Source organism: Pseudomonas sp. P105, assembly GCF_032614175.1.
In the GTDB taxonomy this organism is placed as follows: Bacteria; Pseudomonadota; Gammaproteobacteria; order Pseudomonadales; family Pseudomonadaceae; genus Aquipseudomonas; species Aquipseudomonas rhizophila.
Window position 1 is genome coordinate 1,117,340 of sequence record NZ_CP126693.1, and the last position, 19,333, is coordinate 1,136,672.

The following is a 19,333-nucleotide window of genomic DNA, read 5'->3' on the forward strand; positions in this document are numbered from 1 at the left end:
CTGCGTAGGAGTGTGTTCTGCCTGTTTAGTCTGCAACGCAGAGCGTTGCGGGATGCGTTACCACGCGGAGCGTGGGAACGAGCGCTGCGGTTTATAGGATATCTTTCACATAACCGTTAAGCGCGATGAGCGGAGCGTAAAGGTCGTCCATTTTCTGCGCCGCGCTGAAATCCGCAGCCAGACGATGCAGCTCTCGACCCAGGACAGTATCCATTCCGCCAATCGCCCCCAACGCTAAATCAAGGCATCGACCGATTTCGCCTTGAATCCCAGCCACATCGCCCCGCCGTATCAACAACTCAAAAACCTCACGGTCGCAACTGCCCATCAACGGATCATCCCGCAGAATCGGGCTGTGGCCTTCCGTCTCATAAGCCAGCTTGAGCGAGTAAAGAGCGACCGTTTCCAGCAGCAATTCCATGGGGTGAAATCCTTAGTGACTGGGTGGGTAGGGTGAGGTGGAGCTGGGTTGATGGTTTATGCCTTTGCAGTGGCAACTCTGAGCATCGGTGGGGGCAGTGACATTTTTGTGAGCGCTTCGCGCTCAAGCGGGAGCAAGCTCCCTCGCCACGGGTTCTTCCTTGCCCCCCGGTTCTTCCTTACCACTGGCTCTTCCTCACCATGAGGTTGGGGGTTCTGGGGCCGCTTCCCCGCCCAGCGGGGATAAATCCCCTCGCCACAAAGGGGAGCGGTGACTTATCCCCCCACCACAAAAGCGGGTGGGGGATTGGTTGGGATCTGCGTTAGCCGCGGAAAACCACTTTCCTACAGGCGAAAAAAAAGACCTTGAATTTCAAGGTCTTTCTTTAAGATGGTGCCCCGAGGGAGACTCGAACTCCCACTCCTTTCGAAAACGGATTTTGAATCCGCCGCGTCTACCAATTCCGCCATCAGGGCTCAATGGCGGCGAAGTATAGAGAGGTGCCTACCGTTGGTCAATCACGTTTCATGGTGAATTTTTGATAATTCCGCTAGACTTTCCGGCCCTGCTAGACGAACCCCATCATGCGTGTTGCTGACTTTACCTTCGAACTCCCTGATTCGCTGATCGCTCGCCACCCTCTGGCCGAGCGTCGCGCCAGTCGACTGTTGACCCTGGACGGGGTCAGCGGTGCCATGGCTCACCGTCAATTCACTGATTTGCTTGAGCATTTGCGCCCGGGCGATTTGATGGTGTTCAACAATACCCGGGTGATTCCGGCGCGGTTGTTTGGCCAGAAGGCCTCCGGCGGCAAGCTGGAGATTCTGGTGGAGCGGGTGCTGGACAGTCATCGGGTGCTGGCCCATGTGCGGTCGAGCAAGTCGCCCAAGCCCGGTTCGTCGATTTTGATCGACGGCGGCGGTGAGGCGGTGATGGTGGCGCGGCATGATGCGTTGTTCGAGCTGGAATTTGCCGAAGAGGTGTTGCCGCTGCTCGACCGTGTCGGGCACATGCCGTTGCCTCCTTATATAGACCGCCCGGACGAAGGTTCGGACCGCGAGCGTTATCAGACCGTGTACGCCGAGCGCTTGGGGGCGGTGGCGGCGCCGACGGCGGGGCTGCATTTTGATCAGCCGCTGCTGGAGGCGATTGCCGCCAAGGGCGTGGAGACGGCGTTCGTGACGTTGCACGTCGGCGCCGGCACGTTCCAGCCGGTGCGGGTGGAGCGTATCGAAGATCACCACATGCATAACGAATGGCTCGAAGTGAGCCAGGAAGTGGTCGATGCCGTAGCGGCCTGTCGCGCGCGCGGTGGGCGGGTGGTGGCGGTGGGGACCACCAGCGTGCGGTCTCTGGAAAGCGCTGCGCGCGATGGCGTGCTCAAGCCGTTCAGTGGCGACACTGACATCTTTATCTACCCGGGCCGGCCGTTTCATGTGGTTGATGCCCTGGTCACCAATTTTCATTTGCCCGAATCCACGCTGTTGATGCTGGTTTCGGCGTTCGCCGGTTATCCCGAGGCCATGGCCGCCTACAAGGCCGCTGTCGAGCATGGATACCGCTTTTTCAGCTACGGTGATGCGATGTTCATCACCCGTAACCCCGCGCCACGCGGACCCGAGGAAACAGTATGAGTCGCACCTGTCGCATGTCCTTCGAGTTGCTTGCTACCGATGGCAAGGCTCGTCGCGGTCGTCTGACCTTCCCCCGCGGTACGGTGGAAACCCCCGCGTTCATGCCGGTGGGCACGTACGGCACGGTCAAGGGCATGTTGCCTCGGGATATTGTGGCCACGGGCGCGGAGATCATCCTCGGCAACACTTTCCACCTGTGGCTGCGCCCGGGCATGGAGGTGATCAAGGCTCACGGTGACTTGCACGATTTCATGCAATGGAAAGGTCCGATTCTGACCGACTCCGGCGGTTTCCAGGTGTTCAGCCTGGGGGCGATGCGCAAGATCAAGGAGGAGGGTGTGACCTTCGCTTCTCCGGTGGATGGCGCCAAGGTGTTCATGGGGCCGGAAGAGTCGATGCAGGTCCAGCGCGACCTGGGCTCGGACATCGTGATGATCTTTGACGAATGCACGCCGTACCCGGCCGATGAAGACGTGGCGCGGGTGTCCATGGAGCTGTCGTTGCGCTGGGCCCAGCGCTCCAAGAACGCCCATGGCGAGAACACGGCGGCGCTGTTCGGCATCGTCCAGGGCGGCATGCACCAGGATTTGCGCATGCGCTCGCTCGAAGGCCTCGACAAGATCGGCTTCGACGGCCTGGCCATCGGCGGTCTGTCGGTGGGCGAACCCAAGCATGAAATGATCAAGGTGCTCGATTACCTGCCGGGCCAGATGCCGGCTGACAAACCTCGTTACCTTATGGGCGTTGGCAAACCGGAAGATCTGGTTGAGGGTGTGCGCCGCGGTGTGGACATGTTCGATTGCGTGATGCCAACCCGTAATGCCCGCAATGGGCATCTGTTCATTGATACAGGCGTGCTGAAGATCCGTAACGCGTTCCATCGCCATGATGAATCGCCGCTGGATCCGACCTGCGATTGCTACACCTGCCAGAACTTCTCCCGTGCTTATCTGCACCATTTGGACAAGTGCGGCGAAATGCTGGGTAGCATGTTGAATACCATCCACAATTTGCGCCATTACCAGGTGCTTATGGCTGGTTTGCGCGAGGCTATTCAACAGGGTACATTGGCCGCCTTTGTCGATGCCTTCTATGCCAAGCGCGGGTTGCCTGTTCCGCCCTTGGACTGAGTTTTCCGATCCTAAGATTCAATACTTGCAACTGGAGTGCTAAATGAGCTTTTTTATCTCTAATGCCATGGCTGATGCCGCTGCCCCTGCAGCAGCGCCAATGGGTGGCGGTTTCGAGTGGATTTTCCTGGTTGGCTTTCTGGTCATCTTCTACCTGATGATCTGGCGTCCACAGGCCAAGCGTGCCAAAGAGCAGAAGAACCTGCTCAGCAGCCTGCAAAAGGGCGACGAAGTGGTCACCACCGGCGGCATCGCTGGCAAGATCACCAAAGTGGCCGATGACTTCGTGGTACTGGAAGTGTCCGACACCGTTGAAATGAAATTCCAGAAGGGCGCCATCGCGGCCACGCTGCCAAAAGGCACGCTGAAAGCGATCTAAGTAACAACTTCTATTCAATCGACGGGGCGCGCAAGGCGCCCCGCGTCATAAGCGGGCGGCGTGATGCTGAACAAATACCCTCTGTGGAAATATTTACTGATCCTGGCGGTGCTGGCGGTCGGTCTGATTTATTCCGCTCCCAATCTTTATCCTGATGACCCGGCCATTCAGGTCAGTGGCGCAAGCACTGCCTTGCAGGTCACTCAGGCTGATCTGGACCGTGCGAGCGCTGCGCTCAAGGCCTCCGGTATCGACGTGAAGGCCGCGACCGTTGCCGAAGGTGGCAAGGGCGGTTTGTTGCGTCTGCTCAAGGCTGAAGACCAACTGCCGGCCAAGGACGTGGTGCGCAAGGCCCTCGGTGACGACTATGTCGTGGCCCTGAACCTGGCCCAGACCACCCCGCAATGGCTGCGCAACCTCGGCGCGCATCCGATGAAGCTGGGTCTGGACTTGTCCGGTGGTGTGCACTTCCTGCTGGAAGTGGACATGGACAAGGCGCTGGATGCACGCTTGAAAGTCTACGAAGGCGACGTCAAGAGCCTGTTGCGTAAAGAGCGTCTGCGCTATCGCAGCCTGCCGCAGCTCGACGGTGCCATTCAGCTGGGTTTCACTGACGAAGATGTACGCGAGAAGGCCCGTGCGCTGATCCGCAAGAACTTCAACGATTTCGACATTGTGCCAGCCGACCTCAATGGTCAGCCGGTGCTGCGTCTGGCGATGACCCCGGCCAAGCTGGCGGAAATCCGCGAATACTCCATCAAGCAGAACTTGACCACGGTGCGTAACCGGGTCAACGAGCTGGGTGTGGCCGAGCCGATCGTGCAGCGCCAGGGCGCCAACCGCATCGTGGTTGAGCTGCCGGGCGTGCAGGACACTGCCGAAGCCAAGCGTATCCTCGGCAAGACCGCCAACCTGGAATTCCGTCTCGCGGCCGAACCGGGTGCTTCCCGAGCCACTACCGAGAGCTTCGAGTTCCGTGAAGGCGGTCGTCCGGCGGCGCAGATCGAGCGCGGCCTGATCATCACCGGTGACCAGGTGACCGACGCCCAGGCGGGCTTCGACGAGCAGGGTCGCCCACAGGTAAACATTCGCCTCGACGGCCACGGCGGCGAACTGATGAGCCGCGCCACGCGCAGTAACGTCGGTCGCAGCATGGCGGTGATCTTCATCGAGCAGAAGCCGACCACCACTTACACCAAGCAAGTGGTCAACGGTGTCGAGAAAGACGTACCGATCCAGACGTTCAAGGAAGAGAAAAAGATCATCAGCCTGGCGACCATCCAGTCGCCGCTGGGCAGCCAGTTCCGCATCACCGGCCTCAATGGCCAGGGTGAATCCTCGGAACTGGCCCTGCTGCTGCGTGCCGGTGGTCTGGCTGCGCCGATGTACTTCGCTGAAGAGCGCACCATTGGCCCGAGCCTGGGTGCCGACAACATTGCCAAGGGTGTCGATGCATCGCTGTGGGGCATGCTGTTTGTCTCGCTGTTCATCATCGCCATCTACCGCTTCTTCGGCCTGATCGCCACGGTTGCGCTGGCGGTGAACATGGTGCTGCTGCTGGCGCTGATGTCGCTGCTGGGGGCTACGCTGACCCTGCCGGGTATTGCCGGTATCGTGTTGACCATGGGTATGGCGGTGGACGCCAACGTGCTGATCTTCTCGCGGATTCGTGAAGAGATTGCTGCGGGTATGTCGGTCCAGCGGGCAATCAACGAAGGCTTCGGCCGGGCATTTACTGCGATTATCGACGCCAACCTGACCACCTTGCTGGTGGGCGGGATTCTCTTCGCCATGGGCACCGGTCCGGTGAAGGGCTTCGCAGTGACCATGTCCCTCGGGATCTTTACCTCGATGTTCACAGCCATTCTGGTGACCCGTGCAATGGTCAACCTGATTTATGGTGGCCGTGACTTCAAGAAGTTGTGGATTTAAGGGGCTGCCATGTTACGTACAATCAACTTCATGGGCGTTCGCAACGTTGCGTTCGGCGTCACTGTATTGCTGACCTTGCTGGCGTTGTTCAGCTGGTTCAGCAAGGGCCTGAACTACGGCCTGGATTTCACCGGCGGTACGCTGATCGAGCTGACCTACGAGCGTCCGGCCGATGTCACCAAGGTGCGCGAGCAACTGATGACCTCGGGTTACACCGACGCTGTGGTGCAGAGCTTTGGCGCGACCACAGACCTGCTGGTGCGGATGCCGGGTGAAGACCCGCAACTGGGTCAGCAAGTGGCCGAGGCCTTGCAGAAGGCTGGTGGCGACAACCCGGCGCAGGTCAAGCGTGTCGAGTATGTCGGCCCGCAGGTGGGTGAAGAGCTGCGCGACCAGGGCGGCCTCGGCATGCTGATGGCGCTGGGCGGGATCCTGCTGTACCTGGCTTTCCGCTTTCAGTGGAAGTTCGCGGTCGGCGCGATTGTCTCGCTGATCCACGACGTGATCGTGACTGTGGGCATCCTGTCGTTCTTCCAGATCACCTTCGATTTGACGGTGTTGGCGGCGGTGCTGGCGATCATCGGTTACTCGCTCAACGACACCATTGTGGTGTTCGACCGGGTGCGTGAAAACTTCCGTGTGCTGCGCAAGGCGACGCTGATCGAGAACATCAACATCTCGACCACCCAGACCCTGCTGCGGACCATGGCGACGTCGATCTCCACGTTGCTGGCGATCGGCGCGCTGCTGATTTTCGGTGGCGACAACCTGTTCGGCTTCTCCATTGCGCTGTTCATTGGTGTATTGGCGGGTACTTACTCGTCGATCTACATCGCCAACGTGGTGCTGATCTGGCTGAACCTGAGCACCGAGGATCTGATTCCTCCGGTGGCCACAGATACGGAAGTGGACGACCGACCGTAAGGTTTGGTCTCCGTCCGTCACGGCCTGAAAGGCGCGAGTTGAACTCGCGCCTTTTTTTGTGCTCCAAGGCTGGGAGAAGCGCGGATAAATCCGCATGTGATGGTCAGGAGGTTCAAGTGAACAAATCGATGCTGGTTGGTGCGGTATTGGGTGCTGTCGGTGTGACTGCCGGTGGTGCGGTAGCCACCTACAGCTTGGTCAAAAGCGGCCCTGAGTATGCGCAAGTATTGGCCGTGGACCCGGTTAAAACACAAATCAAGACCCCCCGTGAAGTGTGCAAGGACGTCACCGTGACCCGGCAGAAGCCGGTCCAGGATCAACACCAGATCGCCGGTACCGTATTGGGCGCCGTGGCCGGTGGCCTGTTGGGTAACCAGATCGGCGGCGGCACCGGCAAGAAAATCGCCACCGTGGCGGGTGCGGCCGGCGGCGGTTATGCCGGTAACAAGATTCAGGAAGGCATGCAGGAGCGCGACACCTACACCACCACCCAAACTCGCTGCAACACGGTCAACGACATCAGCGACAAGGTTGTAGGTTATGACGTTCGCTACATGCTTGATGGCAAGGAAGGCAAAGTCCGCATGGACCGCGACCCGGGCAACCAGATCCCGGTGAACAAGGAAGGCCAACTGATCCTGGGTCAGAACGAACCGGCTCAGTGATCCAGCGGTTATGAAGAAGCACCCTTCGGGGTGCTTTTTTTACGCCCGCATTCTATGGCCCACCACCCATCCCCTGTGGGAGCGAGCCTGCTCGCGATAGCGGTGGTTCAGCATGCATCTATGTTGAATGTGCCTCAGTCATCGCGAGCAAGCTCGCTCCCACACTGGATCTCCAGTGGACACAAATCTTGTATCCGACCCAGGCTCCTGTGGGAGCGAGCTTGCTCGCGATAGCGGTGGGTCAGCTTGCATCCATGTCGGATGTGCCTCAGTTATCGCGAGCAAGCTTTGCTCCCACAGGTTTTGCTCCAGCAGGCTTAGCTCTCATAGGCTTTGCTCTGGTTGGTAATGGGGGGTATGTCGGAAACCCAGGCATAAAAAAAGCACCCCGAAAGGTGCTTTTTCTGTAGCCGAGCTGCTTAGCGCTTCAGCGAAGCCGGCAGGTGCGGCTGGATAGCGGTGAGTACGGCCTTGAAGCATTTGGTGTTGCCGGCAACGATGTGGCCTTTTTCAAGGAAGTCGTGGCCGCCGGTGAAGTCGCTCACCAAACCACCGGCTTCCTGGATCAGCAGGGCGCCTGCTGCCATGTCCCATTCGGACAGGCCCGACTCCCAGAATGCATCGAAACGGCCGGCGGCGACATATGCCAGGTCCAGGCTCGCGGCGCCCGCGCGGCGGATGCCGGCGGTCTGGCCGACCAGGGCGCGGAACATGCCCAGGTAGTTGTCCAGGTTGTCCATCTGGTCATCGCGGAACGGGAAGCCAGTGCCCAGCAGGGCGCCGTCCAGGCTGGTGCGGCCGCTGACGCGCAGGCGACGACCGTTCAGCTGGGCGCCACGGCCACGGCTGGCGGTGAATTCTTCCTGGCGAACCGGGTCCAGCACGACGGCGTGTTCCAGGCGACCACGGTATTTGCAGGCGATGCTGACAGCGAAATGAGGGATGCCGCGCAGGAAGTTGGTGGTGCCGTCCAGCGGATCGATGATCCACAGGTACTCTTCACCTTCGATGCCGGTGCCGGCGTGCATGCCGGTCTCTTCACCCAGGATCGAGTGGTTCGGGTAAGCCTTGCGCAGTGCGTCGACGATTTTCTGTTCGGCGGCGCGATCAACCTCGGACACGTAGTCCTTCGCGTCTTTTTCATCGACCTTGATGGTATCCAGGCGCTCGATGGAGCGGAAGATCAGTTCACTGGCGCTGCGGGCGGCGCGCAGCGCGATATTCAGCATGGGCTGCATGGATGTGTCACCTAAGGTTGTTAAAGAAAGCCGCGCATTCTATCAGAAAGTTTTCCCAGGAGAAGGTTGGTGTTCGCTTTCATAGCTTAACGGTAGGTGCTTAGGTAAGATTTGCTCCCTTTATCGTGTTCGAGAGCGCCTCCCTTGTTGCAGAACATTCGTGTCGTCCTGGTCAATACCAGCCATCCGGGAAATATCGGCGGGGCTGCGCGGGCCATGAAGAACATGGGCCTGTCGCGGCTGGTGCTGGTCGAGCCACGCTCGTTTCCCCATCACGAAGCCGACGCCCGGGCTTCCGGCGCCGGTGACATCCTGGCAGCCGCCCAAGTGGTCGCCACCCTGGAAGACGCCCTGGTGGGCTGCAACCTGGTGCTCGGCACCAGCGCCCGCGACCGCCGTATCCCCTGGCCGCTGCTCGACCCCCGCGAATGCGGAACGAAAGTGGTCGAGGAAGCCGGGCAGGGTGCTGAGATCGCCCTCGTGTTTGGCCGTGAAGATTCCGGCCTGACCAACGAAGAGCTGCAGCGATGTCACTTTCACGTGCATATCCCTTCCGACCCGCAGTTCAGTTCCCTGAACCTCGGGGCGGCGGTGCAGGTGTTGAGTTATGAAGTGCGCATGGCCTGGCTGGCAGCCGAAGGCAAGCCCAGCAAGGTGGAAAAATTCGAGGCCACGTCGCCGCGCAGTGAGACACTGGCGACCATGGACGAGCTGGAGCGGCTCTATGAACACCTGGAGCAGACCCTGGTGGACATCGAGTTTCTCGACCCGGACAAGCCCCGGCACTTGATGGCGCGCCTGCGTCGGTTGTACGGACGAAGCTCGGTCAGCCGGGCGGAGATGAATATATTGCGCGGCATCCTCACGGAAACCCAGAAAGCGGCCCGTGGCGAGCTGATTAAGCGGAAGGAATAAAGATGTTCGATCGTTTGCGTGAAGATATCCAAAGCGTTTTCCATCGTGACCCGGCGGCGCGCAATGCCTTTGAAGTGCTGACCTGCTACCCGGGCATGCACGCCATCTGGATCCATCGCCTGTCGAGTGCCTTGTGGGGCATGGGCTGGAAGTGGTTGGCTCGAGTTGTCTCCAACTTCGGACGCTGGTTGACCGGGATCGAGATCCACCCGGGCGCCAAGGTCGGTCGCCGGTTCTTCATCGACCACGGCATGGGCATTGTCATTGGTGAAACCGCCGAGATCGGCGATGACGTGACGCTCTACCAGGGCGTGACCCTCGGCGGCACCAGCTGGAACAAAGGCAAGCGCCACCCGACGCTGGAAGACGGCGTGGTGGTTGGCGCCGGTGCCAAGGTGCTCGGGCCGTTCACGGTGGGGGCGGGGGCGAAAGTCGGCTCCAATGCGGTGGTGACCAAGGCTGTGCCGGCCGGTGCAACCGTGGTGGGCATTCCGGGGCGGATCATCGTCAAGACCGATGACGAGCAGGACGCCCGCCGCAAGGCCATGGCCGAGAAGATCGGCTTCGATGCCTACGGTGTCGGCGAAGACATGCCCGACCCGGTCGCCCGTGCGATCAACCAGTTGCTCGATCACCTGCAGGCCGTCGATGGGCGCCTGGAGGGCATGTGCGGCGCCCTGAAGGACCTGGGCAGTAATTACTGCGCCAAGGACCTGCCTGAACTGCGCGAGGAGGATTTTGCGTGTGTGAAGGATAAGGATCAGAGTCAGGCGGGCTGAAATCCTGTAGGCCCCTTCGCGAGCAGGCTCGCTCCCACATTGGATCTGTGGTGTACACAAATCGTGCAGCCACCCAAGACCCCCTGTGGGAGCGAGCCTACTCGCGATGAGCGATAACGCGGTATCGCTGGTCGCCACTGGCCAGCCTTTGCTATGATGCGCGCGCTCTTTTGCGGGTAAACCTGAGTAAAGCACTAGGTCTTATACTTGACTTAAATACTCGGGAATTGCATACTCGCCCCATTCCGAACTCCGTGGTAATTGTCCATGCGACTGACTACAAAAGGCCGATACGCCGTGACCGCGATGCTGGATTTGGCATTGCATGCGCAGCACGGGCCGGTGTCCCTGGCCGATATCTCCGAGCGCCAGGGCATTTCCCTGTCTTACCTTGAACAGCTGTTCGCCAAGCTGCGCCGCAGTAACCTGGTTTCCAGTGTGCGCGGCCCCGGCGGCGGTTATCAGCTGTCACGCGACATGCAGGGCATCCAGGTTGCCCAGGTGATCGACGCGGTGAACGAATCGGTCGATGCGACCAAATGCCAGGGCCTTGGCGACTGCCATGGCGGCGATACTTGCCTGACCCACCACTTGTGGTGTGACTTGAGCCTGCAGATCCACGAATTTCTTAGCGGTATCAGCTTGGCTGACCTTGTAACTCGTCGCGAGGTGCAGGAAGTAGCCCAGCGTCAGGACCAGCGTCGTTGCAATGGCAAGACGCCGCACCTGGACAAGATTGAAGCGTCCGCCGTCGAATGACCGCCGCAGAGCAAGCGGAACGCCAGCCAGCCTGATTTAGGAGAAAGTCCATGAAATTGCCGATTTACCTTGATTACTCTGCGACCACCCCGGTTGATCCGCGTGTCGCGCAAAAGATGAGTGAATGCCTGCTGGTCGACGGAAACTTCGGTAACCCGGCGTCCCGCTCCCACGTGTTCGGCTGGAAAGCCGAAGAGTCGGTCGAAAACGCCCGCCGCCAGGTCGCTGACCTGGTCAATGCCGACCCGCGTGAAATCGTCTGGACCTCTGGTGCTACTGAGTCCGACAACCTGGCAATCAAGGGTGTCGCGCACTTCTATCACACCAAGGGCAAGCACCTGATCACCTCCAAGATCGAGCACAAGGCTGTCCTGGACACCATGCGCCAACTGGAGCGTGAAGGCTTCGAAGTCACCTACATCGAGCCAGGTGAAGACGGCATCATCACCCCGGCCATGGTGGAAGCCGCACTGCGCGACGACACCATCCTGGTTTCGATCATGCATGTGAACAACGAAATCGGCACCGTCAACGACATCGAGGCCATCGGCGAGCTGACCCGCTCCAAGGGCGTCCTGTTCCACGTCGACGGCGCGCAGTCCACCGGCAAGGTCGACATTGACCTGTCGAAGCTCAAAGTCGACCTGATGTCGTTCTCTGCCCACAAGACCTACGGCCCTAAAGGCATCGGCGCGCTGTACGTGAGCCGCAAGCCGCGTGTTCGCCTTGAAGCGACCATGCACGGCGGCGGTCACGAGCGTGGCATGCGTTCCGGCACCCTGGCGACCCACCAGATCGTCGGCATGGGCGAAGCCTTCCGTGTGGCCAAGGAAGACATGGCCGCCGAGAACGTACGCATCAAGGCCCTGAGCGACCGCTTCTTCAAGCAGGTCGAGCACCTCGAGGAGCTTTACGTCAACGGCAGCATGATTGCCCGTGTACCGCACAACCTGAACCTGAGCTTCAACTACGTTGAAGGCGAGTCGCTGATCATGGCGCTCAAGGATCTGGCCGTGTCGTCCGGTTCGGCATGCACCTCGGCGTCCCTTGAGCCTTCGTACGTACTGCGCGCCCTGGGCCGCAACGACGAACTGGCTCACAGCTCGATCCGCTTCACCTTCGGCCGCTTCACCACCGAAGAAGAAATCGATTACGCCGCGCAGAAAGTCTGCGAGGCCGTTACCAAGCTGCGCGCTCTGTCGCCGCTGTGGGACATGTATAAAGACGGCGTCGACATCTCGAAAATCGAGTGGGCGGCGCACTGAAGAAGTCGCCACCAGAGCGGCTCACTGATGAGGATTGAAGCAAATGGCATATAGCGAAAAGGTCATCGACCACTACGAAAACCCGCGCAACGTCGGCAAGATGGACGCGCAGGATCCTGATGTTGGCACCGGCATGGTCGGCGCCCCAGCGTGCGGCGACGTCATGCGTCTGCAGATCAAGGTCAACGAGCAAGGCATCATCGAAGACGCCAAGTTCAAGACCTACGGCTGCGGTTCGGCCATTGCGTCCAGCTCCCTGGCCACCGAGTGGATGAAGGGCAAGACCCTTGATGAGGCTGAAACCATCAAGAACACTCAGCTGGCCGAAGAACTGGCCCTGCCGCCAGTGAAGATCCACTGCTCGGTACTCGCCGAGGACGCCATCAAGGCTGCCGTTCGCGATTACAAGCAGAAGAAAGGCTTGATCTGATCCGCGCACAGGTAAGGAGTTTTCATGGCTATCCAGATGACAGAAGCGGCAGCTAAGCATGTGCAGCGCTCTCTTGAGGGGCGCGGCAAGGGCGAGGGTATCCGCCTGGGTGTTCGCACCACGGGCTGCTCTGGTCTTGCCTACGTGCTCGAATTCGTCGACGAAGTGGGCGAAGACGATCAGGTGTTCGAGAGTCATGGTCAGAAAGTGATCATCGACCCGAAAAGCCTGACGTACCTGGACGGCACTGAGCTGGATTTCGTCAAGGAAGGGTTGAACGAAGGCTTCAAGTTCAACAACCCCAACGTGCGCGGTGAATGTGGCTGCGGCGAAAGCTTCAACATCTGAGGCGGCTTGTGGGTACTCCTTGTCATTTTGCTTTGTTCCAGTTGCAGCCGGGCTTTTCCCTGGATCTCGAGCAGTTGTCCGCTCGTTATCTGGAGCTGGCCCGCGGTGTCCATCCCGACCGCTTCGCTGATGCCTCGGAGGCAGAGCAGCGGCGCGCGCTGGAACAGTCGGCGAACCTCAACGACGCTTATCAGACGCTCAAGAACCCGGCCAAGCGCGCGCGTTATCTGCTGGCCATCAGCGGTCATGAGTTGCCTCTGGAAGTCACCGTGCATGATCCCGAGTTTCTGTTGCAGCAGATGCAGTGGCGCGAAGAACTCGAAGATCTGCAGGACAGCGCCGATCTGGCCGGTGTCGCGGTGTTCAAGCGCCGCTTGAAGGACGCCCAGCACACCTTGAATGAAAGCTTCGCAGCCTGTTGGGACGATGCCGCGCAACGCGAACAGGCCGAACGCCTGATGCGGCGCATGCAGTTCCTCGACAAGCTCACCTACGAAGTGCGCCAGCTCGAAGAGCGCCTCGACGATTAACCCAGTGCCGCTCCGGTCGCACGCCTGATTACAGATAAGTCCTGATTACGATGGCCCTACTGCAGATCGCCGAACCCGGCCAAAGTCCACAACCGCACCAGCGTCGCCTGGCTGTGGGAATTGACTTGGGTACTACCAATTCCCTGGTCGCTGCGTTGCGCAGCGGTCTTTCCGAACCGCTGGCCGATGAGCAGGGGCAGGTGATCCTGCCGTCCGCCGTGCGCTATCACGCCGATCATGTGGAAGTGGGCGAGTCAGCCAAGCTGGCCGCCGCGACCGATCCGTTCAATACCATTGTGTCGGTCAAGCGCCTGATGGGGCGTGGTCTGTCCGACGTCAAGCAATTGGGTGATCAGCTGCCGTACCGTTTCGTCGACGGCGAATCCCACATGCCGTTCATTGAAACGGTGCAGGGCCCGAAAAGCCCGGTGGAAGTTTCCGCTGACATTCTCAAGGTGCTGCGCCAGCGCGCCGAAGCGGCATTGGGCGGCGAATTGGTCGGTGCGGTCATCACTGTCCCGGCCTATTTCGACGACGCCCAGCGTCAAGCCACCAAGGATGCGGCCAAGCTGGCCGGTCTGAACGTGCTGCGCCTGCTCAACGAGCCGACCGCCGCTGCGGTGGCCTACGGTCTGGACCAGCACGCCGAAGGCCTGGTCGCGATCTACGACTTGGGCGGCGGCACCTTTGATATCTCCATTCTGCGCCTGACCGGCGGTGTATTCGAAGTCCTGGCCACCGGCGGCGACAGCGCCCTGGGCGGCGATGACTTCGATCACGCCATCGCCGGCTGGATCATCGAGCAAGCGGGCCTGTCCGCCGACCTTGATCCGGGCGCGCAACGTCACCTGCTGCAAACGGCCTGCGCCGCCAAGGAAGCCCTGACCGACGCTGCAAGTGTCGAAGTGGCGTACGGCGACTGGAAGGCTGCACTGAGCCGTGAAGCCTTTGATGCGCTGATCGAGCCCATGGTCGCCCGCAGCCTCAAGGCTTGCCGCCGCGCCGTGCGTGATTCCGGCGTGGAGCTCGAAGACGTCAAGGCTGTGGTCATGGTCGGTGGTTCGACCCGTGTGCCTCGGGTTCGCGAAGCTGTTGCCGAGGCCTTTGGCCGCCAGCCGCTGACAGAAATCGACCCGGACCAGGTGGTTGCCATCGGCGCCGCGATCCAGGCCGATACACTGGCCGGCAACAAGCGCGACGGCGGCGAGCTGCTGTTGCTCGACGTGATTCCATTGTCCCTGGGGCTGGAAACCATGGGCGGCCTGATGGAGAAGGTGATTCCACGCAACACCACCATCCCCGTTGCCCGTGCCCAGGACTTCACCACTTATAAAGATGGCCAGTCGGCCATGATGATTCATGTGCTGCAAGGCGAGCGTGAACTGATCAGCGACTGCCGTTCCCTGGCTCGCTTCGAATTGCGCGGCATCCCGGCGATGGTGGCCGGTGCGGCGAAGATTCGCGTGACCTTCCAGGTCGACGCCGACGGTTTGCTCAATGTTTCCGCCCGCGAGCTGGGTTCGGGCGTCGAGGCGAGCATCCAGGTCAAGCCGTCCTACGGTCTGACCGACGGCGAAATCGCCAAAATGCTCAAGGATTCGTTCCAGCATGCCAGCGACGACAAGGTCGCCCGGGTATTGCGCGAGCAGCAGGTCGACGGCCAGCGTCTGGTCGAAGCCGTGCAGGCCGCTCTTGAGGCCGATGGTGACCGTCTGCTGGACGCCGAGGAACGCATGGTGATCGAGCTGCAAATGCAGGAGTTGTCTGAATTGATCAAAGGCACCGATGGTTATGCCATCGAGCAGCAGACCAAGCGTCTGTCGCAAGTCACCGATGCCTTTGCTGCCCGCCGCCTGGACTCGACGGTCAAAGCCGCCCTGGCGGGGCGCAACCTGAATGAAATTGAGGAATAACTGATGCCGCAGGTGATTTTTCTGCCCCACGAGAAGTTCTGTCCCGAGGGCATGGTCGTGGAGTGTGAGCCCGGAATTTCCATTCTCGAGCTGGCCCATGAGCACCATATCGAGATGGAAAGTGCCTGTGGCGGCGTCTGTGCGTGCACGACTTGCCATTGCATTATTCGCGAGGGCTTCGATTCGCTCGAAGAGGCAGACGAGCTGGAAGAGGACTTCCTCGATCGGGCCTGGGGCCTGGAAGCGCAATCGCGCCTGGGCTGTCAGGCGATTGTCGGTACGGAAGACCTGACTGTCGAAATCCCAAGATACTCGCTTAACCACGCTGCCGAAGCGCCGCACTGATTCAAGGAGCTGTCATGGGCCTTAAATGGGTTGATGTACAAGAGATCGCTATCCTGTTGGCTGATGGTTATCCGGATACGGATCCCTATTCGGTAAACTTTGTGGCATTGCGTGACATGGTCATGGCTTTGCCGGGGTTTGACGACGATCGGGATCGCGGCGGTGAAAAGGTCCTTGAAGCGATCCAGACTGCCTGGAAAGAAGAGCAGGACTGAAGCTTCCCTTACGCAGTTAGGCAATACCCAAGAACCCGCGTATAATTCGCGGGTTTAATTTTTCGCAAATTACCGTTTCTGGAGTTACACCATGGCTGTTCAACGTACTTTCTCCATCATCAAGCCTGACGCCGTTGCTAAAAACGTGATCGGCAAGATCGTTACCCGCTTCGAAGACGCTGGCCTGCGCGTTGTAGCTTCGAAAATGAAGCAACTGTCCAAGGCCGAAGCCGAAGGCTTCTACGCTGAGCACAGCGAGCGCGGCTTCTTCGGTGAGCTGGTTGCCTTCATGACTTCCGGTCCGGTTGTCGTTCAGGTGCTGGAAGGCGAAAACGCCATTGCTCGCAACCGTGAGCTGATGGGCGCCACCAACCCTAAAGAAGCTGCTGCCGGCACCATCCGTGCTGACTTCGCTGAGTCGATCGACGCCAACGCCGTTCACGGTTCGGACTCCGAAGCCGCTGCTGCTCGCGAAATCGCTTACTTTTTCTCCGCTACTGAAGTAACCACTCGCTAAGCCCAGGCTTTTGAGTGAAGGTGAATCCATGACTACATCGAACGGCAAAACCAACCTGTTGGGCCTGACCCAGCCGGAAATGGAGAAATTCTTCGACTCGATCGGGGAGAAGCGTTTCCGTGCCGGCCAGGTGATGAAATGGATTCACCACTTTGGCGTCGACGACTTCGACGCCATGACGAATGTCAGCAAGGCCCTGCGCGAAAAGCTCAAGGCCGTTGCTGAAATTCGCGGTCCGGAAGTGGTCAGCGAGGACATCTCCAGCGACGGCACCCGTAAGTGGGTGGTGCGCGTGGCGTCCGGCAGCTGCGTCGAGACCGTCTACATTCCCCAGGGCAAACGCGGCACCTTGTGCGTTTCGTCCCAGGCAGGCTGTGCCCTGGATTGCAGTTTCTGCTCCACCGGCAAGCAAGGCTTCAATAGCAACCTCACCGCCGCCGAAGTGATCGGCCAGGTGTGGATTGCCAACAAATCCTTTGGCAGCGTCCCGGCGACCGTCGACCGTGCCATCACCAACGTGGTGATGATGGGTATGGGTGAGCCGCTGTTGAACTTCGACAACGTCATCGCTGCCATGCACCTGATGATGGATGACCTGGGTTATGGCATCTCCAAGCGCCGAGTGACCCTGTCCACCTCCGGCGTGGTGCCGATGATCGATGAGCTGGCCAAGCACATCGACGTCTCCCTGGCGTTGTCGCTGCACGCACCCAATGACGCATTGCGTAACCAATTGGTGCCGATCAACAAGAAATATCCGCTTAAGATGCTGCTGGAATCGTGTCAGCGCTACATGTCGTCCCTGGGCGAAAAACGCGTGCTGACCATTGAGTACACGCTGCTCAAGGACGTGAACGACAAGGTTGAACACGCGGTCGAGATGATCGAGCTGCTCAAGAACATCCCTTGCAAGATCAACCTGATCCCGTTCAACCCGTTCCCGCATTCCGGTTACGAGCGTCCGAGCAACAACGCGATTCGTCGCTTCCAGGACCAGCTTCATCACGCGGGCTTCAACGTCACCGTGCGTACCACCCGCGGCGAAGACATCGATGCCGCGTGTGGCCAATTGGTAGGACAGGTGCTGGATCGCACCCGTCGCAGTGAACGCTACATTGCCGTGCGTGAGTTGAACGCCGCCGACGATGTTGCGCAAAACGCTGCGAACAGTCACTAAGAGAGGAACTCTATGTCCCTGCGCTTCGCGCTGCTGTTGCTGTTGGCCGGTCTTTGCACCGGTTGTGTTCTGTCGGGTGACTACAACCCCATGAAAACCAGCAAGGGGCGCGACGAGGCGCGTGAAGCCTATGTGCAATTGGGCATAGGCTATCTGCAACAGGGCATGACCGAGCGGGCCAAGGTGCCGCTCAAGAAAGCCCTGGAGCTGGACGATTCAGATGCTGATGCCAACGCGGCCCTGGCGTTGGTATTCCAGGCCGAGATGGAACCTGAACTGGCCGACGCGCATTTTCGCAAGGCGCTCTCCGCTGTGCCGCAGGATGCGCGGATCCTGAACAACTACGGCAGCTTCCTTTTCGAGCAGAAGCGTTACAAAGAGGCCTACGAGCGCTTCGAGCAGGCGACCGCCGATACCCTTTACCCCGAGCGTTCGCGGGTGTTTGAAAACCTGGGCATGACGGCCTCGAAACTCGGCCAGCGTGATCTGGCTCGCCAGCAGCTTGAAAAAGCGCTGCGGCTCAACCGCCAGCAGCCACGGGCATTGCTGGAAATGGCTGAGTTGTCTTACGAAGACAGGCATTATGTGCCCGCGCGCGATTATTACGAACGTTTTAGCCTGCTGAGCGAGCAAAATGCACGTAGTCTATTGCTCGGTGTTCGGCTGGCCCACGTGTTCGAAGATCGTGACAAGGCCGCCAGTTTTGGCCTGCAACTAAAAAGACTCTATCCCGGTACGCCGGAATATCAGCAATACCTGTCGGAGCAATGATGAAAGCGGCGCATCCTGAAGTTGTAGCAGCGACTCGCGTAAATCCCGGTGAGACCCTGCGCCAAGCTCGCGAAAGCAATGGTTGGTCGCTGGCAGAGGTGGCCCTCAAGCTCAATCTCACCGTGGCTTCCCTGGGCAACCTGGAAGCCGGCGCGTTCGATAAATTGCCTGGGCATACTTTTGCTCGGGGCTACATCCGTGCCTACGCCAAATTGCTCGGCATGGACCAGACCGAACTGGTCCAGCAATTCGATCAATACACCGGTTCCGACGCCCAGGGCAGCAGTGTGCACAGCCTGGGCCGCATCGAAGAGCCGGTTCGCGTTTCCCACACCATTTTGCGAATCGTCAGTTTGTTGCTGTTGATCGCGGTGATTGGTGGCGGTTTCCTCTGGTGGCAGGACCAGGCCGCCTTGCGCGCCAAGGATCCCATCGCCATGAACCCTGAGCACGTCGAGGTCGAAGGCGCCGACGGCACCACCCGCATACATCCGCTGGACGAGCCGGAAGATCAGGCTGTGGTGGAAGGCCAGAGCGCAGGGGAGACCAACCTGGTTTTGCCTCAGGGGCAGGATGGCGCAGATCCGGCCGTCGCTGCTGAACCGAGTGTGCCGGCCGCTCCGGCAGACGCGCCTGCTGCACCCGCCACGCCAGCCCCGACCGCCAATGTGCCGGCTACTCAAGCGCCAGCTGTACCGAGCACACCCGCCCCTGTCGTCGAGACTCCGGCTGCGCCAGCCGCAGCGCCAGCAACTCCGACAGCCTCCACCACTGCGGTAGCGCCCGTCGCTCCCGCAGCCGGTCAAGGCCAGGTACAGATTCAATTTACCGCCGACTGCTGGACGCAGATCACCGATGGCACCGGCAAGGTGCTGTTCAGTGGCCTCAAGCGCAAGGGCGATAGCACTTCCGTCAACGGCACGCCGCCGTTTGCCGTGCGCCTGGGTTATGCCCGTGGCGCGCAGGTCAGCTACAACGGCCAACCGGTCGACGTGGCTCCGTTCACCAGTGGCGAGACCGCTCGCCTGAAGTTGGGTCAATAAGTC

At 60.0% G+C, this 19,333-nt stretch carries 22 protein-coding genes and 1 tRNA gene; 20 read left to right on the forward strand and 3 right to left on the reverse strand.

The annotated features are described in order from the left end of the window. Positions 1 to 91: 91 nt before the first annotated feature. Together QOM08_RS04925 and QOM08_RS04930 are read right to left on the reverse strand one after the other, a co-directional pair. Positions 92 to 421, reverse strand: coding sequence for a hypothetical protein (locus QOM08_RS04925; RefSeq protein WP_173407362.1), 330 nt, complete (start codon positions 419 to 421; stop codon positions 92 to 94). A 391-nt stretch (positions 422 to 812) separates the two neighbouring features. After that, positions 813 to 897: transfer RNA gene (locus QOM08_RS04930), tRNA-Leu, on the reverse strand. Positions 898 to 1,005: 108 nt separating this feature from the next. Between QOM08_RS04930 and queA the strand changes: the two genes are divergently transcribed. The 6 genes from queA (at position 1,006) to QOM08_RS04960 (ending at position 7,085) form a co-directional block, all read left to right on the forward strand. Then, entirely contained in the window at positions 1,006 to 2,055 is a 1,050-nt protein-coding gene (gene queA, locus QOM08_RS04935) for a tRNA preQ1(34) S-adenosylmethionine ribosyltransferase-isomerase QueA (RefSeq protein ID WP_025211994.1), read from the forward strand. Positions 2,056 to 2,069: 14 nt separating this feature from the next. Continuing rightward, positions 2,070 to 3,185: a tRNA guanosine(34) transglycosylase Tgt gene (tgt, locus tag QOM08_RS04940; protein ID WP_160891620.1), complete on the forward strand. Its 1,116-nt coding sequence runs from the start codon at positions 2,070 to 2,072 to the stop codon at positions 3,183 to 3,185. A 43-nt stretch (positions 3,186 to 3,228) separates the two neighbouring features. After that, on the forward strand, positions 3,229 to 3,564 hold the full coding sequence (yajC, locus tag QOM08_RS04945) for a preprotein translocase subunit YajC (RefSeq protein WP_007956696.1): 336 nt from the start codon (positions 3,229 to 3,231) through the stop codon (positions 3,562 to 3,564). 63 nt (positions 3,565 to 3,627) lie between these two features. Next, positions 3,628 to 5,496 (forward strand): protein translocase subunit SecD, encoded by a 1,869-nt coding sequence (gene secD / locus QOM08_RS04950; protein ID WP_188251295.1) that lies wholly within the window; start codon positions 3,628 to 3,630, stop codon positions 5,494 to 5,496. Between the two features lie 9 nt (positions 5,497 to 5,505). After that, complete coding sequence (gene secF / locus QOM08_RS04955; RefSeq protein ID WP_188251294.1) at positions 5,506 to 6,420, forward strand: protein translocase subunit SecF; 915 nt, start codon at positions 5,506 to 5,508, stop codon at positions 6,418 to 6,420. A 116-nt stretch (positions 6,421 to 6,536) separates the two neighbouring features. After that, positions 6,537 to 7,085 carry a glycine zipper 2TM domain-containing protein gene (locus tag QOM08_RS04960; protein ID WP_047227466.1) on the forward strand — a complete coding sequence of 183 codons (549 nt, stop codon included), beginning with the start codon at positions 6,537 to 6,539 and terminating at the stop codon, positions 7,083 to 7,085. 419 nt (positions 7,086 to 7,504) lie between these two features. Here the strand turns inward: QOM08_RS04960 and suhB are convergent, their stop codons facing one another. Continuing rightward, positions 7,505 to 8,323, reverse strand: a complete 819-nt coding sequence (gene suhB / locus QOM08_RS04965; RefSeq protein ID WP_003185165.1) for an inositol-phosphate phosphatase — start codon at positions 8,321 to 8,323, stop codon at positions 7,505 to 7,507. Positions 8,324 to 8,467: 144 nt separating this feature from the next. Here suhB and trmJ point away from each other — a divergent pair, with 144 nt between their 5' ends. From trmJ to QOM08_RS05035, 14 genes are all read left to right on the forward strand, one after another. Further along, a complete protein-coding gene (gene trmJ / locus QOM08_RS04970; protein ID WP_047227467.1) occupies positions 8,468 to 9,238 on the forward strand; it encodes a tRNA (cytosine(32)/uridine(32)-2'-O)-methyltransferase TrmJ in 771 nt (256 codons plus the stop codon). A gap of 2 nt (positions 9,239 to 9,240) precedes the next feature. Then, on the forward strand, positions 9,241 to 10,017 hold the full coding sequence (gene cysE, locus QOM08_RS04975; protein WP_047227468.1) for a serine O-acetyltransferase: 777 nt from the start codon (positions 9,241 to 9,243) through the stop codon (positions 10,015 to 10,017). Positions 10,018 to 10,284: 267 nt separating this feature from the next. After that, positions 10,285 to 10,776: a Fe-S cluster assembly transcriptional regulator IscR gene (iscR, locus tag QOM08_RS04980; protein WP_047227469.1), complete on the forward strand. Its 492-nt coding sequence runs from the start codon at positions 10,285 to 10,287 to the stop codon at positions 10,774 to 10,776. A gap of 50 nt (positions 10,777 to 10,826) precedes the next feature. Beyond that, the gene (locus tag QOM08_RS04985; protein WP_305467486.1) at positions 10,827 to 12,041 is read left to right on the forward strand and encodes an IscS subfamily cysteine desulfurase; all 1,215 of its coding nucleotides are present in this window, start codon (positions 10,827 to 10,829) and stop codon (positions 12,039 to 12,041) included. 43 nt (positions 12,042 to 12,084) lie between these two features. Then, positions 12,085 to 12,471 carry a Fe-S cluster assembly scaffold IscU gene (gene iscU / locus QOM08_RS04990; protein WP_003185157.1) on the forward strand — a complete coding sequence of 129 codons (387 nt, stop codon included), beginning with the start codon at positions 12,085 to 12,087 and terminating at the stop codon, positions 12,469 to 12,471. 24 nt (positions 12,472 to 12,495) lie between these two features. Next, positions 12,496 to 12,819, forward strand: coding sequence for an iron-sulfur cluster assembly protein IscA (iscA, locus tag QOM08_RS04995; RefSeq protein WP_047227471.1), 324 nt, complete (start codon positions 12,496 to 12,498; stop codon positions 12,817 to 12,819). Positions 12,820 to 12,827: 8 nt separating this feature from the next. After that, positions 12,828 to 13,349, forward strand: a complete 522-nt coding sequence (hscB, locus tag QOM08_RS05000) for a co-chaperone HscB (protein WP_047227472.1) — start codon at positions 12,828 to 12,830, stop codon at positions 13,347 to 13,349. A gap of 50 nt (positions 13,350 to 13,399) precedes the next feature. Beyond that, positions 13,400 to 15,262, forward strand: coding sequence for a Fe-S protein assembly chaperone HscA (gene hscA, locus QOM08_RS05005; protein WP_047227473.1), 1,863 nt, complete (start codon positions 13,400 to 13,402; stop codon positions 15,260 to 15,262). 3 nt (positions 15,263 to 15,265) lie between these two features. Then, the gene (gene fdx, locus QOM08_RS05010; RefSeq protein WP_076386240.1) at positions 15,266 to 15,607 is read left to right on the forward strand and encodes an ISC system 2Fe-2S type ferredoxin; all 342 of its coding nucleotides are present in this window, start codon (positions 15,266 to 15,268) and stop codon (positions 15,605 to 15,607) included. Between the two features lie 14 nt (positions 15,608 to 15,621). After that, positions 15,622 to 15,822: a Fe-S cluster assembly protein IscX gene (gene iscX / locus QOM08_RS05015; RefSeq protein ID WP_139051095.1), complete on the forward strand. Its 201-nt coding sequence runs from the start codon at positions 15,622 to 15,624 to the stop codon at positions 15,820 to 15,822. 91 nt (positions 15,823 to 15,913) lie between these two features. Beyond that, positions 15,914 to 16,339: a nucleoside-diphosphate kinase gene (gene ndk / locus QOM08_RS05020; RefSeq protein ID WP_042727994.1), complete on the forward strand. Its 426-nt coding sequence runs from the start codon at positions 15,914 to 15,916 to the stop codon at positions 16,337 to 16,339. 28 nt (positions 16,340 to 16,367) lie between these two features. Then, complete coding sequence (gene rlmN, locus QOM08_RS05025) at positions 16,368 to 17,516, forward strand: 23S rRNA (adenine(2503)-C(2))-methyltransferase RlmN (RefSeq protein ID WP_047227475.1); 1,149 nt, start codon at positions 16,368 to 16,370, stop codon at positions 17,514 to 17,516. Between the two features lie 12 nt (positions 17,517 to 17,528). Further along, on the forward strand, positions 17,529 to 18,287 hold the full coding sequence (pilW, locus tag QOM08_RS05030; RefSeq protein WP_047227476.1) for a type IV pilus biogenesis/stability protein PilW: 759 nt from the start codon (positions 17,529 to 17,531) through the stop codon (positions 18,285 to 18,287). Further along, the gene (locus QOM08_RS05035) at positions 18,287 to 19,330 is read left to right on the forward strand and encodes a RodZ family helix-turn-helix domain-containing protein (protein WP_316912643.1); all 1,044 of its coding nucleotides are present in this window, start codon (positions 18,287 to 18,289) and stop codon (positions 19,328 to 19,330) included. Before pilW ends, QOM08_RS05035 begins: the two co-directional genes overlap by 1 nt. Positions 19,331 to 19,333: the final 3 nt, after the last annotated feature.

Excerpts from the sequence above, each read along its gene's own strand:
- iscA (WP_047227471.1), top strand. The coding sequence starts at position 12,496 with ATGGCTATCCAGATGACAGAAGCGGCAGCTAAGCATGTGCAGCGCTCT.
- hscA (WP_047227473.1), top strand. The coding sequence starts at position 13,400 with ATGGCCCTACTGCAGATCGCCGAACCCGGCCAAAGTCCACAACCGCAC.
- secF (WP_188251294.1), top strand. The coding sequence starts at position 5,506 with ATGTTACGTACAATCAACTTCATGGGCGTTCGCAACGTTGCGTTCGGC.
- suhB (WP_003185165.1), bottom strand. The coding sequence starts at position 8,323 with ATGCAGCCCATGCTGAATATCGCGCTGCGCGCCGCCCGCAGCGCCAGT.
- cysE (WP_047227468.1), top strand. The coding sequence starts at position 9,241 with ATGTTCGATCGTTTGCGTGAAGATATCCAAAGCGTTTTCCATCGTGAC.
- QOM08_RS05035 (WP_316912643.1), top strand. The coding sequence starts at position 18,287 with ATGAAAGCGGCGCATCCTGAAGTTGTAGCAGCGACTCGCGTAAATCCC.
- ndk (WP_042727994.1), top strand. The coding sequence starts at position 15,914 with ATGGCTGTTCAACGTACTTTCTCCATCATCAAGCCTGACGCCGTTGCT.
- yajC (WP_007956696.1), top strand. The coding sequence starts at position 3,229 with ATGAGCTTTTTTATCTCTAATGCCATGGCTGATGCCGCTGCCCCTGCA.
- iscU (WP_003185157.1), top strand. The coding sequence starts at position 12,085 with ATGGCATATAGCGAAAAGGTCATCGACCACTACGAAAACCCGCGCAAC.
- QOM08_RS04925 (WP_173407362.1), bottom strand. The coding sequence starts at position 421 with ATGGAATTGCTGCTGGAAACGGTCGCTCTTTACTCGCTCAAGCTGGCT.
- secD (WP_188251295.1), top strand. The coding sequence starts at position 3,628 with ATGCTGAACAAATACCCTCTGTGGAAATATTTACTGATCCTGGCGGTG.
- tgt (WP_160891620.1), top strand. The coding sequence starts at position 2,070 with ATGTCCTTCGAGTTGCTTGCTACCGATGGCAAGGCTCGTCGCGGTCGT.
- iscX (WP_139051095.1), top strand. The coding sequence starts at position 15,622 with ATGGGCCTTAAATGGGTTGATGTACAAGAGATCGCTATCCTGTTGGCT.
- queA (WP_025211994.1), top strand. The coding sequence starts at position 1,006 with ATGCGTGTTGCTGACTTTACCTTCGAACTCCCTGATTCGCTGATCGCT.
- iscR (WP_047227469.1), top strand. The coding sequence starts at position 10,285 with ATGCGACTGACTACAAAAGGCCGATACGCCGTGACCGCGATGCTGGAT.
- pilW (WP_047227476.1), top strand. The coding sequence starts at position 17,529 with ATGTCCCTGCGCTTCGCGCTGCTGTTGCTGTTGGCCGGTCTTTGCACC.
- fdx (WP_076386240.1), top strand. The coding sequence starts at position 15,266 with ATGCCGCAGGTGATTTTTCTGCCCCACGAGAAGTTCTGTCCCGAGGGC.
- rlmN (WP_047227475.1), top strand. The coding sequence starts at position 16,368 with ATGACTACATCGAACGGCAAAACCAACCTGTTGGGCCTGACCCAGCCG.
- QOM08_RS04985 (WP_305467486.1), top strand. The coding sequence starts at position 10,827 with ATGAAATTGCCGATTTACCTTGATTACTCTGCGACCACCCCGGTTGAT.